Genomic DNA, 13829 nt, shown 5'->3' on the forward strand with positions numbered 1-13829 from the left:
TTCGTTTTAAATATTATAATCAAAAAAATAGCAAGAGGCTAGCAGAAATAATAAAAATTATGTAAAGTAAGTAAAAGCTGTTTCAATATAAATAAGCGCCAATTAAATAAATAGATGTAGCATATGTTAAAATTGATAAAGCAAATTTTAAGAGGGAGTGATTTTTTGGCAACTAGATTGATTGAAAATAAGTTGAAATTGTTGCCTGATAAACCAGGTTGTTACTTAATGAAAGATATTAATGGAAAAGTAATCTACGTTGGCAAATCAAAGAATCTTAAAAATCGTGTACGTTCATATTTTAAAAGTAAGCAGATTGGGCGGCGTGCAGAATTAGTTCAAGAAATTGTAGATTATGATATCATTACGGTTTCCACAGATAAGGAAGCTTTTTTACTTGAAGTTACTTTGATTAAAAAATACCAACCATATTATAATGTTCAACTTAAACAAGGAACTGGCTACCCTTATATTGAAATTACAAATGAGCGTGATCCGCAAACCAAATTAACGAGTATTGTTCGTAAGGATAGTGGGTATTATTTTGGTCCCTATCCAAATGTATATGCTGCGCAAGCTACTCTTCGTTTTATTCAAAAAGTATTTCCTTTACGGCGTTGTAATGGTAAACAAGGACGGCCGTGTCTATACTATCACATGGGTCAATGTTTAGGTGCATGTTTTAAAAAAGTTCCTGAAGAGCAGTATAAATTTCAAATTAAAAAAATCAAAAGTTTTTTAAATGGTGATATCACAGCTGTTAAGCAAGATTTAACTAACAAGATGATTAAAGCATCAGAAAATTTGGAATTTGAAAGAGCGGCAGAAATTCGAGATCAATTACAGTATATTCAAGAAACAGTTGAAAAGCAGAAAATAATTTCAAACGATAGTACACAACGTGATATTTTTAATTTTTATGTCGATAAATCTTGGATTTCTGTTCAAATTTTCTTTTTTCGACAGGCAAAGTTGCTTCGGCGAGAGACTAGAATGTATCCATTAACAGATACAGATGATCCAGAAGATACATTTACCTCATTTATAGTACAATTTTATGGTCAGAAAAATCGTGTTTTGCCAAAAGAAGTTTTGGTTCCTAATGGTATTGATAATGAAGCTTTGAGTGAGGTGCTCAGTGTTTCGGTAAGAACACCTAAAAGAGGCCAAAAATTATCGCTGTTAAAAATGGCTAAAGAAAATGCCCAATTGAAATTAGATGATAAATTTCGCTTGCTTGAACTAGATAATCGAAAAACTAAGGGAGCGCAGGCTGAAATTTTTGCTTCATTAGGATTACCATATGGCCATATTATTGAAAGTTTTGATCATTCTCATATTCAAGGAACAGATCCTGTTTCCGCACTTGTTGTTTTCAAAGATGGCAAACCAGATAAAAATGCTTACCGTAAATATAAGTTAAAAGGAGAGGTTGAACACCAAAATGGTGGCGATGAGGTGCGTAATACTCGAGAAGTTGTCCGCAGACGATATAGTCGTTTGTTGCGGGAACATAAACCCATGCCTGATTTAATTTTAATGGATGGGGGACAAATTCAAATAGATGCTTGTGAAGATATTTTGCGCAATGAGTTAAATTTATCTATTCCAGTAGCAGGTATGGTTAAAGATAATAAACACCGAACAAATCACTTGCTTTATGGAGATCCCATAAATGGGGTAGCGATGAAATTAATACCACTTGATCCAAAATCACAGGGCTTTTATTTAATGACAAGAATTCAAGATGAAGTTCATCGCTTTGCCATTACATTTCATCGAAAAACCCATGCTAAAAATGCACTGTCAAGTAAACTTGATTCCATTAAAGGGATAGGACCTAAAAGTAGAAATAAACTATTACGTCAGTTTGGTTCATTAAAAAAAATAAAAGAGGCATCAATTAATGATTTACGTGCTGTAGGACTGACTTTGCCTCAAGCACAAACAATTAAGTTAATGTTATAGCCAGAAAATTTTATCACGTTCGGGTTGGATTTTTGTGGTATAGTATTTAAGGTTAAAGCAGACGGAAGGAGAATATAAATGCCTACATTTGTCGATCAAACTAAGATTGAAGTTCAAGCCGGTAAGGGTGGAGATGGCATCGTTGCTTTCCGCCATGAAAAATATGTTCCTAACGGTGGACCAGCTGGTGGAGATGGCGGTCGTGGAGGTAGTATTGTTTTTGTAGCCGATAGCGGTTTGAGAACTCTGATGGACTTTCGCTATCGTCGTAAATTTAAGGCCGAGAGTGGCGAAAATGGCAGAATTAAATCCCAATACGGTCGTGGTGCTAAAAACCTCTATTTACGAGTACCTGTGGGAACAACTGTATATGATTTTGAAACCAATGAAGAGATGGGTGATTTAACCCAAAATAAGCAAGAGTTAGTTGTCGCTCATGGCGGTCGTGGGGGTCGTGGTAATATTCATTTTGCTAACAGCATCAATACCGCCCCCGAAATTGCTGAAAATGGGGAGCCTGGTGAAGATCGAGTATTGCGATTGGAGCTTAAAGTATTAGCTGATGTTGGTTTGGTTGGGTTTCCTTCGGTAGGTAAATCAACGCTTTTATCAGTTGTAACTAAAGCCAAACCTAAGATAGCTGCTTATTCATTTACTACGTTAACACCTAATTTGGGAATGGTTATTCTTCCTGATGGACGTGATTTTTCAATGGCTGATTTACCGGGTTTAATTGAAGGTGCAAGTCAAGGTGTAGGTCTAGGGATCCAGTTTTTACGTCATATTGAAAGAACAAAAGTAATTTTACATTTAGTATCAATGGATCCTGCTAACGGTCGCCGGGCAATTGAAGATTATCAAAAAATTCGTAAAGAATTATTACTTTATGATAAAGATTTAGAAAAGCGCCATGAAATAATTGTTGCAACTCAACTTGATATTCCAGGAGCCGAAGAAAAATTAACTGAATTTAAGCAAGAGTTAAAAACAATGGGAATTAATTCTATGATCTATGCAATTTCAAGTGTTACGCACCAAGGAGTAGAGCAGTTAATGCAAGATACTGCTTCTTTAGTGGAACAAACTGAAAAGGAACAGGCGTTACTTAAACTTGAAGACAAATCCAGAATTAAAGAGTATAAGTATCAAGAGGATTCTGTTAATGAAAAATTTACAATTATTAAACTTGAAGATCATGTCTTTGAGATTAAAGGTGAGCGGTTAGAACGTCTAGTTAAGCGAACTAATTTAGATTATCATGATGGTGTAGTTCGTCTAGCTCGTCAGTTAAAAAATATGGGAATCGATGATGCTCTTCGTGCAAAAGGAGCTGTTGATGGTGATGATGTAGTCATTGGAACATTTAATTTTGAGTTTGTTCAATAAAAATAAATAGAAAAGTTTGAAAATATGACAAAAAATCGGTTTATTACAGGATATTCTGGACTTAGAGCATTAGCAGTTGTTGGAGTGATTTTATATCATCTCGCACCTGATACTTTTGTTGGTGGTTATCTTGGGGTACCGATTTTTTTTGTGTTATCTGGGTATCTTGTAACTTGTCAAATGCTCAAAGCATATGATGAAAACGGAACTTTTGATAATCAGGGCTTTTATTTAAGCCGACTAAAAAAATTGTATCCGCCATTGATTACTGTTCTATGGCTTTCGGCAACATATATTCTTCTGTTTCAACGAAATTTACTTGCTAAACTGAGTGAAATAGTATTTACTAATTTATTAAATGTTTATAATTTTTGGCAAATCTTAAATGGTCAAAGTTATTTTGAAAGATTTGCGGCTAATGAATCTCCGTTTGTTCATTTATGGACAATGTCAATTAACGGTCAATTTTATTTGTTGTGGCCATTAGTAATTTTCTTATTAGTAAAATATGGCAAAAAAAGAAAAAAGATGTTTTGGCTTTTGTTTACATTTTCGTTGGCTTCGGCTATAGAAATGGCCATAATGTACTATCTTGGGATAGATATTAATCGAATTTATTATGGAACAGATACGCGTTTTTTTGCATTAGGTTTAGGTGCTTCCTTAGCAGTAGTATGGCCAATTGACAAGTTAAAAGAAATAATTAGACCAAGTGATATTTATTTGTTAGATAGCGTAGGTTTAATAGCATTAATTGGAATAGTAATTCTTTTTTTTAATCCGTTAATGAATCCTCAAAGATCCGTTCCTTATTATGGGGGGATGCTGTTTTTTACTATTTTGGTTGTCCTGATGGTAGCCGTTATAGCACATCCTGGTAGTCATTGGAATCAATTGCTAACTAATCCAATATTTAACTGGTTAGGATCACGTAGTTACGAAATATATCTTTACCAATTTCCAGTAATGATATTTTTTGAAGATAAAATTTCAGATATGGCTGATCATGTCCTTTTATATCATGTTATCGAAATTATTTTGATTTTGCTTTTTAGTGAAATTGCTTATCGCTTGATTGAAAAACCATTTGGAAAAATCAATTGGGAAAAGACTAAAAATTACTTACAACAAGTTTTCAATTTGCAAACAAGCAATTATCTAATTAAAAGTCAAGCTATAATTGCAAGTCTAATTCTAATTTTAGGGAGCTTTGCGATTACCATTTCACCAATTGTTAAGGCAGAAGATTTTACCAAGTCACAACTTGCTTTAAGAATCAAAAGCAATCGGCAACAACAAGAAAAAGATAATCAAGTTTTAATTGCGAAATTGAAGAAAGCTAAGAAAAAAACACGTAAAAAAGCTAAAATAATAGATGAAGCGAAACAAAACGCTATCAGGCATGTTGTTAACAAATCTTACATGAAATATTATATTTCACAAATTGACCTCCAACTTGCCCAAAAAATTGAATTGACGGCAGTGGGTGATTCTGTTATGGCTGGTTCAAGTAATAATTTAACGCGGTTAATGCCAAAGGCAGTGATTGATGCGGCTGTTTCTCGTCAGGCTAACGTTGCTTTGGATTTGTTAAATCATTATAAAGCTCAAAATGCCTTAGAAGATAACGTGTTAATTGGTTTAGGAACTAATGGTTCATTTCCGATATCTGATTTAGATCAATTGATGAAACTTGTTGGTTCGAATCGTCATGTATTTTGGATAAATACGCATGTTCCAGATAAGCCATGGCAAAATCAGGTTAATCAATTGTTAATTGAAGCTGCTAAACGGTATCATAATCTTACTATCATTGATTGGTACAATTACTCCAAAAATCATCCCAATTGGTTTTATGATGATAATACACATCCGACACCAATTGGTTCAAAATATTACAGTGCTTTTATAGTTAAAACAATTGTCAGGCACGCTAAATTCTAGAATAGGAAAATTATGGAATTACAATTTTTAGGTACAGGAGCTGGGCAACCTTCTAAACAGCGCAATGTCTCAAGTATTGCTTTAAAAATGTTAGATGAAATTAATGAAATATGGTTATTTGATGTTGGTGAAGCAACGCAACATCAAATTTTACGGACAAATATCAGACTTCGAAAGGTGACCAAAATCTTCATTTCACATAATCATGGTGATCATATTTTTGGATTACCCGGATTACTTGCCACAAGGTCTTTTCAAGGTGATGTTGGTCCAATAACAATTTATGGACCAGCGGGATTAGAACAATTTGTGCGAACAGCCTTGAAAGTTTCCCGAACAAAAGTTTCATATCCAATTAAGTTTGTTGTATTAGATGAAGGTGGACTAATATACGAAGGTCAGGGATTTAAAGTTTATGCTGAAAAATTAGTTCACCGTGTTCCAAGTTTTGGCTATCGAATAGTTGAAAATCCACGTCAAGGTGAACTTTTAATGGATAAATTAATGCAATATAATATACCTAATGGTCCATTACTTGGTAAACTAAAGAATGGAGAGACAATAGATTTAGCTGATGGTACTACTTTAAATGGTAAAGACTTTTTGGGACCAAATAAAGAAGGAAGAATCGTTACCATTATTTACGATACACGTGCGACACCAGTAATTGCTAAGTTGGCTCAAAATGCTGATATTCTGGTTCATGAGTCCACTTTTGCTGGTAACGAAGCAGATTTGGCTCATTCATATTATCACTCCACAGCTGTGGAAGCTGCTAAGATTGCTCGCGCTAATGGTGTTAAGCGCTTATATTTGGATCACATTTCAGCCAGATATTTAGGCGTAAAAGCCAAAAAGTTAGTGAAGCAAGCAGAAAAAGTTTTTCCCAATACAAAATTAGCAAATGATTTTGATCGGGTATCAATTCCAATGAAAGGTGAAAAAAATGAGTGATTCATTGAGAAACAAGGTTGTTGTTATAACAGGAGCTTCAAGCGGTATTGGGCATTCAATTGCTCTTGAAAGTGCTGGCCGGGGGGCAACTGTTATTTTAATTGCAAGACGTAAGGATAAGCTTGATAAACTTGCTTCTGAAGCACATGAACTTTCAGGAGTAATTGCCCACACTTTTGTAACCGATATGGGCGTGAGCGAAGAAATTGATGCAACATTCAAAAAAATTATTAAGATAACAAAGCATGTCGATTACTTAGTTAATTGTGCAGGATTTGGTAAGTTTGGCAATTTTGTCGAAATGGATCGACATGAAGTGACTGCAATGTTTCAAGTTAATGTATTAGGGTTAATGTACTTTACGCGTTTGATTGGTAGACTCATGATTGATCAAAAAACTGGTCAAATTATTAACTTTGGTTCAATTGCTGGCAAAATTCCGACGGTAAAGTCAGCTGCATATAGTGCAACAAAAGCAGCTGTTATCCAATTTTCTAATGTATTACGCTTAGAATTAAAACCATTCGGTGTCAAAGTGATGACTGTTAATCCAGGCCCCGTATATACTAACTTCTTTAATATTGCTGATGAAAGTGGAAACTACGTAAAAAATGTTGAAAAATACATGTTAGATCCAGATGATGTTGCGTGGCAGGTAGTTCACTATTTTGGAAGTGCTAAGCGTGAATTAAATTTACCAATTAGTTTAGCTTTTTTGTCCAAGCTATATAATATTTTTCCAGTAATCGGCGATAAGCTTTCTCTTAAGTATGCGTCAAGAAAGTAGTACAGAATAATGAAAAGTAAAGCTAAACAAATCAAACTAGTACTCAGTTTAATTCTCATTTTATTAGCGGTTATATTTGTTGTAATGAATACTGATAATGTGGCTATCAATTTTGGCTTATTCAAATTAAAACTGCCATTAATCATTATTTTGGTTGTAATGATTATTATTGGGATTGTGATCGGCTGGATTGGTGGCTCAAGTGGACACAAACAAGATAAGAATAACTAATATAACTTGATTTATTTGAGATACAATAGTATCATTAACAATCGTGAGGCGTTTTAAGTATCTTGATAATACTTTAAAAACGTAATTCTACAATAAAGGAGATCAATTAAATGGCAGTTCCTAAGAGACATACTTCTAAGCAAAAGAAACGTTCACGTCGTGGTCATATTAAGTTAGCTATTCCGGCAATGCATTATGATGCAACTACTGGTGAATACCGTTTAAGCCACCGCGTTTCACCCAAAGGTTATTATAAGGGGCGTCAAGTTGCAAACGAAACTAGCAGCAGTGACAACCAATAAAAAAGACACCAGTTGTGGTGTTTTTTTATTCAAAAAAATTCCCCAGAAGAAAGATAAATAATGAAAATTATATTTTTAAATTCAAGTGATATCCATGGCTATATTTTACCAACTGATTATCAAAATCAATCTTTCTATGAAGCTCCGTTCGGTTTGAGCAGAGTTAGCAGTGTTATTAATTATGAAAGACAGAAGTATGGAGAAGATCATGTTGTGGTCACTGATACTGGTGACTATTTACAAGGGTCACCTTTAGCTTCTTATATTCATCTTGATAAAACATATACTGCACTAAAGACATATACAGAACTGACAAATCAAATTGGCTATGACGCACGTTGCTTAGGTAACCATGATTTTAATTACGGTTTGAACTACCTTAGTAATTATATTGCTGCAAACCATGCTCCATTTTTAAATGCAAATGTTTTAAGCATAAAAGATGATCAGCCAGCCTTTGGTAAAAATTACTGTATTATAAATAAAGCTGGTGTTCGAATCGGGCTGATTGGTGTTACTACGCAGCGTATCCCAACTTGGGAACCAGCACAGAATGTAACAGGGCTAAAGTTTGTTTCTGCTTTTGAGCAAGTTAAAAGATATGCGCAAATTTTACGTCCGCAAGTCGATGTCTTGGCAGTGATTTATCATGGTGGCTTTGAAGCTAATCCTCTGACTGGTAAGAGAACTGAGCCAGCTACTGGGGAAAATGAAGGATATCGAATTTTAAACGAAATTCCTGAAATTGATGTCTTTTTAACGGGACATCAGCATCGAAAAATTAATTTGGTAATGAATAATACTGCAATTGTTCAGCCAGGTTATCGTGGTGAAGCAATTGGTGAAGTAATTTTAGAAATTGATGATGCCACTAAAGAAATTCTGGATTTATCTGCAAAATTAATTGATACTAAAGACTTTCCACCTGATACTAAAATAAATGACTTAGCGTCTGAACTTAATCAAAAAGCTCAATTGTGGCTCGATCAACCGTTAGCACATTTAAAACAACCGGCTCTAATTGGTGATTCTAATCAAGCAAGGCTTAAGGGTGCACCATTTATTAATTTATTACAGCAAATGCAGCTTTTTTTCACTAGTGCAGATATATCGGCGACAGCTGTCATGAGTGAAACAGCTAAAGGTTTTGGACAGGAAGTGACTATGCGAGACATTTTACTTAATTATCCCTATGCTAATCAGCTATGTCGAGTTAGACTGACAGGAAAACAATTACGCCAGATTGTTGAGTATAGTTTATCTTTCTTAATGAAAGATGAGCAAGGAGAAGTTGGTTTTGCACCTAAATGGCAGGATCAGCTATTTAATTTTGATGTTTTTTATCCTGTTAAATATGTAGCAAAAATTGATCGAGCTGTAGGTAATAGATTAATTAAGTTTGAACTTAATGGAAAAGCGATTGAGGATGAACAAGTTTATCGTTTAGCTGTAAACAATTACCGAGCTATGGGAGGTGGTTTCTATCCTGCATATCATATGGGTGAGATTGAATTAACTCTTGATCAAGATTATGTGCAAATGTTTAAAACTTTTTTAACTAAAGGTGATATACAAGTAGATAATACTATTAATTATTTATTTAAATAAAAACCAAACAAAAAGGTCGACAAACTAATGTTTAGATAACAATTAGTTTGTCGACCTTTTTTATTAATAAAATATTTCTTAAGTTGAACTATTTCAGCTTTGAGTACTTGCTCTTGTCTTTACTTGAATGTGCAGTGATGGTTGGTATGATTGCTGCAAATACCAATCCAAAAATCAAGCCAACAATTAAAGCATCGTTAAGATTAAAGACAGTTTGAGTCAAAGGCGCGGCAATGAACCCCACAATCAACATATAGACAACACTCCAGCCGATAGTAATGATATAACGACCCATAGTAGTTCCCTCTTTCATAAATGAATTTTAACAGAGATTAATCAGGTTTTCAAATTTAAAACCAATCTTTTGTTATACTAATTATATAGAAAGGCGGCTTCAAGATGAAAATTGCTTCATTGCAAAATATTAGTGCTTTTACACTTTTAGAAAGTCCAATTAAAATTAAAGAGTTACTTTTAGCAGCTAAAGCTCAGGGATACGAAGCTGTTAGTCTTACGGATATCAATGTTACCTATGGATTGGTGAACTTTTATGAAATAGCTCAAGAAGTAGGGATTAAACCGATATTAGGTATGCAAGTTAGATTGAATGGTTTGATTGATAATACAAACCTCTATGATTTAGTTGTTTTGGCTAAAAACGATGATGGCTATCGTAATCTTTTACGCTTGTCGAGTAAAATTAACTTGTTGACTGAAAATGGAAATAATAACCGAATATTGACCTTAATTAAATTGACAAAATATCTTGATAATTTAATTTTAATTGTGCCTGCAAATACAAAAAGTGAACTGCTAAATTTGCAAAAACAAAATGAGCAATTAGGGCATGATTTTATTCGTCAATTGCTGTCTTTGATTCCAAAATCGAGTTCGCTTTATTTAGGTGTTTATGCAGCAAAGAGACAAGAAAATTATCTAGCTTATGTTCAAACATTGGCTAAACAATTTGACTTACCTTTGGTCAGTGTGGAAGATACACGCTATTTAAAGCCTCAAGATCAGTTCTTACAGCACACATTACAAGCAATAAAAAAAGGAAATCTTCTTCAAAATGTGGAACAATTATCTGAACAAAATGGATCACATTATTTACCTAATGTAGAAGAGCTACGTATCCGCTATCATGAAATGGATCTTGATGAAGCACTGAACAATACTTGGAAAATTGCTGAAAAATGTAATGCTAAGATTAAGTTTCAAACGCCAGTTTTGCCTAAATTTAAACAAAATAAATTTCCAAGTTCAAAGGAATATCTTGTTTACTTATCACAAAAAGGATTGCATTATCGATTCAAGCAGCGGATTCCTATCGAATACCAAAAGCGATTAGATTATGAGCTAACCATTATTGATCAAATGGGATTTAATGATTATTTCTTGATTGTTTGGGATGTGATTAATTATTGTCACCGAATTAAAATTACAACGGGCCCTGGGCGAGGATCTGCTTGTGGCTCACTTGTTTCGTATGTATTGCAAATCACTGAAGTTGATCCACTTAAATATAATTTGTTATTTGAACGTTTTTTGAATCCTGCTCGTCATGAAATGCCTGATATTGACTTAGATATTCCCGACAATCGACGCGATCAAGTAATTCAATATATGTTTGAAAAATATGGCATGGATCATGCTGCTCAAATTTTAACTTTTGGAACCTTAGCAGCTAAGCAGGTACTTCGAGACACCGGTCGCGTTTTTGGTCTGAGCGAAATTGAAATGAATAAATGGTCAAAAAGTGTACCTTTTTCAAAGGGAAAAATCACTTTAAGTGAATCATATAAAATTTCAACCGAAATGCAGTTGCTAGTTAACGCCAGTAGTAAAAATAAACTGTTATTTCAAACTGCTAAAGAATTAGAAGGGTTACCACGGCATTATTCAATTCATGCTGCTGGATTGGTGTTAAGTGATAATTCGATTGCTTCAATATCTGGACTACAAGCTGGTCAATTTGGCATTCCTGTTACCCAACAAACAAAAAAATATGTTGAATCTTTAGGACTATTAAAAATTGATTTCTTAGGGTTGCGCAACCTAACAATTTTAGGCGATACTGAAAACATGATTCGTTATCAGAATAAAAATTTTGATGTCAGGCAAATTCCTCTTGATGATTCGGAAACAATAAAGCTGTTTCAATCTGGTAATACTGATTTAATTTTTCAATTTGAATCAAGTGGAATTAGGTCTGTATTACGACAATTAGTACCTGATAACTTTGAAGATTTGATAGCTGTCAATGCATTATATCGACCAGGTCCAATGAAAAATATTCAAACGTTTATTGCACGTAAGCAAGGCAAAGTCAAAGTGACTTATCCCGATCCAAGCTTAAAAGAAATTTTAGCTCCAACTTATGGTATATTGGTTTATCAAGAACAGGTTATGCAGACAGCAAGAACCATGGCTGGTTTTACGTTAGGTGAAGCTGATATTCTTCGTCGTGCAATGTCTAAAAAGAATCAAACTGTCATTGAAAAGCAAAGATTTAAATTTATTGCCGGAGCAGTAAAAAAGGGAAGGTCAAAAGAAAAGGCCGAGCGAGTTTATGATTATATTGAACAATTTGCTAATTACGGCTTTAATCGATCACATGCAGTTGCATATACTAAAATCGCATTTTGGTTGGCCTATCTACAGGTTCACTACCCAGCCCAATTTTTTGCTGCATTGCTTAACTCAAATAGTGCCAATCGTCACAAGACTAATGATTTAATTATGCGTGCTCAAAATGTAGGGGTAAAAATTCTTCCACCTGATATCAATAAAAGTGACTTAGAATATAGGGTAGTTGATGGACAAATTTTAGTCGGTTTACGGACAATTAAAAATATTCGGTCTGATTTTCTGGAACAGATAGTTTTTATCCGGCAACAAAAAAAGTTTGTTTCACTTGGAGATTTTTTACGACAAGTTGATTCAAAATATATTCAGCCCAAAGTAATCAGATTACTGATTAAGGCGGGATGCTTTGATAGTATCAATCCTAATCGCAATGAATTATTAGAAAATAGTCAAGAAATTATTGAAAATATCGAATTGACAGGCCATAATTTAGCACTTTCTGAAAGTTTAGGTGGGGTGCCAATTAAACATGTTTCACCTCCAACCAATCAGGAAAAAGCTGCGATGGAAGAAGAAGTTATGGGCTTTTCTACTATGACTTCACCTTTAGTGGCAGTTCAAAGATATGCAACTAAGTTTAAAGCTAAATCACTAAATCAATTTGATATTAATGATAGAGGGATTGCAGTGGGGAAATTGACTTCCTTAAAACTGATTAAAACTAAAGCGAGCAAAACGATGGCTTTTACTGAGTTTGTTGATTTAACTAGTAGGCAGGATATTGTGATCTTTCCAAATGTTTATGAAAAGATACAAGCGATTTTAAAGGTGGGAGATATCTACTTACTTAGTGTTAAAGTGCAAAATGATCGCTTTGATAATAGTCAAAAGCAATATGTTTTAAATAATCTTAGGCTGATTAACTTTAAAAATTAAGCTGTAAGCATTTGTTAACGCTATCATAATTAAAGACTGCTAAAATAAGCAAATATATTATTTTTTATGAGATTTTTTCTTGAAAGAATGTTAGAATTTAGAGGATGTGAGAAATTACACAATAAAAAGTTGATGAGGTGAATTCATGAAACGAATTGGTATTTTAACGAGCGGTGGCGACGCTCCTGGTATGAATGCAGCTATTAGAGCTGTTACGAAGACTGCAATTCATAATGGACTTGGCGTTGTTGGTATTCGTTATGGCTTTGCCGGGTTAGTGGCAGGAGACTTTATTACTTTGACTGCTGAAAATGTTGATCACATGGTTAATCTAGGTGGAACTTTTCTTTACAGTGCCCGATACCCTGAATTTGCACAAAAAGAGGTGCAAGAAAAAGGTGTTGAGCAATTAAAGAAGCACGATATTGATACTGTTATTGTAATTGGTGGTGATGGTTCTTATCATGGTGCTCTTGCTTTAACTCGGATGGGAATTAATTCTATCGGTCTTCCAGGTACAATTGATAATGATATTCCGTATACTGAATATACAATTGGACTGGATACTGCTTGCAATACGGCATTACAAGCAATTGATAAGATTCGCGATACGGCTAGTAGTCATCACCGTGTATTTATTGTTAATGTAATGGGTCGTGGTTGTGGCGACATTGCTATGCGAGTTGGTTTAGCAAGTGGTGCAGATGCTATTGTAGTTCCTGAACGGTCATATGACGTTAAAGAGATTGCTGAAACTTTGAAGCGTGGTTTTGCAAATGGTAAGGATAACGGAATTATAGTATTAGCTGAAGGTGTAATGAATGCTGAAGATTTTAGAACGGAGCTTCTGAAATATGGTGATTTTGATGCTAGAGCTAATGTCTTGGGGCATATGCAACGTGGTGGATCACCAACTGTTTTAGATAGAATCAATGCTACAAAGATGGGAAATTATGCTGTTAAGTTGCTTCTTGATGGTAAAGGCGGTTTAGCTGTCGGTGTGGAGAATGGTCAACTAGAAACACATGATATTCTGGATTTGTTTGATGAAAAGCATCACAGCGATGAAATGTTAGTAGATATAAATGATGAAATGACTAAATAGTCAATTTTGAGGAGATTGT

At 34.2% G+C, this 13829-nt stretch carries 11 protein-coding genes; 10 read left to right on the forward strand and 1 reads right to left on the reverse strand.

The genetic code is table 11. The annotated features are described in order from the left end of the window. Window positions 1-165: 165 nt before the first annotated feature. The 8 genes from uvrC (at window position 166) to F5ESL0228_RS03840 (ending at window position 9180) form a co-directional block, all read left to right on the forward strand. Window positions 166-1968 carry an excinuclease ABC subunit UvrC gene (uvrC, locus tag F5ESL0228_RS03805; protein WP_122022906.1) on the forward strand — a complete coding sequence of 601 codons (1803 nt, stop codon included), beginning with the start codon at window positions 166-168 and terminating at the stop codon, window positions 1966-1968. A 78-nt stretch (window positions 1969-2046) separates the two neighbouring features. Continuing rightward, the gene (gene obgE, locus F5ESL0228_RS03810; RefSeq protein ID WP_122022907.1) at window positions 2047-3354 is read left to right on the forward strand and encodes a GTPase ObgE; all 1308 of its coding nucleotides are present in this window, start codon (window positions 2047-2049) and stop codon (window positions 3352-3354) included. 24 nt (window positions 3355-3378) lie between these two features. Continuing rightward, window positions 3379-5298 carry an acyltransferase family protein gene (locus F5ESL0228_RS03815; protein ID WP_122018134.1) on the forward strand — a complete coding sequence of 640 codons (1920 nt, stop codon included), beginning with the start codon at window positions 3379-3381 and terminating at the stop codon, window positions 5296-5298. Window positions 5299-5310: 12 nt separating this feature from the next. Next, the gene (gene rnz / locus F5ESL0228_RS03820; protein WP_122018135.1) at window positions 5311-6252 is read left to right on the forward strand and encodes a ribonuclease Z; all 942 of its coding nucleotides are present in this window, start codon (window positions 5311-5313) and stop codon (window positions 6250-6252) included. Then, on the forward strand, window positions 6245-7039 hold the full coding sequence (locus F5ESL0228_RS03825) for an SDR family oxidoreductase (protein WP_122022908.1): 795 nt from the start codon (window positions 6245-6247) through the stop codon (window positions 7037-7039). Before rnz ends, F5ESL0228_RS03825 begins: the two co-directional genes overlap by 8 nt. 9 nt (window positions 7040-7048) lie before the next feature. Further along, entirely contained in the window at window positions 7049-7270 is a 222-nt protein-coding gene (locus F5ESL0228_RS03830; protein ID WP_122022909.1) for a lipopolysaccharide assembly protein LapA domain-containing protein, read from the forward strand. 110 nt (window positions 7271-7380) lie between these two features. Beyond that, window positions 7381-7572: a 50S ribosomal protein L32 gene (gene rpmF, locus F5ESL0228_RS03835; RefSeq protein WP_122022910.1), complete on the forward strand. Its 192-nt coding sequence runs from the start codon at window positions 7381-7383 to the stop codon at window positions 7570-7572. Window positions 7573-7632: 60 nt separating this feature from the next. Continuing rightward, the gene (locus tag F5ESL0228_RS03840) at window positions 7633-9180 is read left to right on the forward strand and encodes a bifunctional UDP-sugar hydrolase/5'-nucleotidase (RefSeq protein WP_122022911.1); all 1548 of its coding nucleotides are present in this window, start codon (window positions 7633-7635) and stop codon (window positions 9178-9180) included. Between the two features lie 88 nt (window positions 9181-9268). Here the strand turns inward: F5ESL0228_RS03840 and F5ESL0228_RS03845 are convergent, their stop codons facing one another. After that, window positions 9269-9475, reverse strand: coding sequence for a DUF2929 family protein (locus F5ESL0228_RS03845; RefSeq protein WP_122018140.1), 207 nt, complete (start codon window positions 9473-9475; stop codon window positions 9269-9271). Between the two features lie 104 nt (window positions 9476-9579). On the opposite strand from F5ESL0228_RS03845, the gene F5ESL0228_RS03850 reads away from it, so the two are divergent. Together F5ESL0228_RS03850 and pfkA are read left to right on the forward strand one after the other, a co-directional pair. Further along, a complete protein-coding gene (locus F5ESL0228_RS03850; protein WP_122022912.1) occupies window positions 9580-12705 on the forward strand; it encodes a DNA polymerase III subunit alpha in 3126 nt (1041 codons plus the stop codon). Between the two features lie 145 nt (window positions 12706-12850). Then, a complete protein-coding gene (gene pfkA / locus F5ESL0228_RS03855) occupies window positions 12851-13810 on the forward strand; it encodes a 6-phosphofructokinase (protein ID WP_122018142.1) in 960 nt (319 codons plus the stop codon). Window positions 13811-13829: the final 19 nt, after the last annotated feature.

Origin of the sequence: Lactobacillus sp. ESL0228 (assembly GCF_003692825.1) — a bacterium.
In the GTDB taxonomy this organism is placed as follows: Bacteria; Bacillota; Bacilli; order Lactobacillales; family Lactobacillaceae; genus Lactobacillus.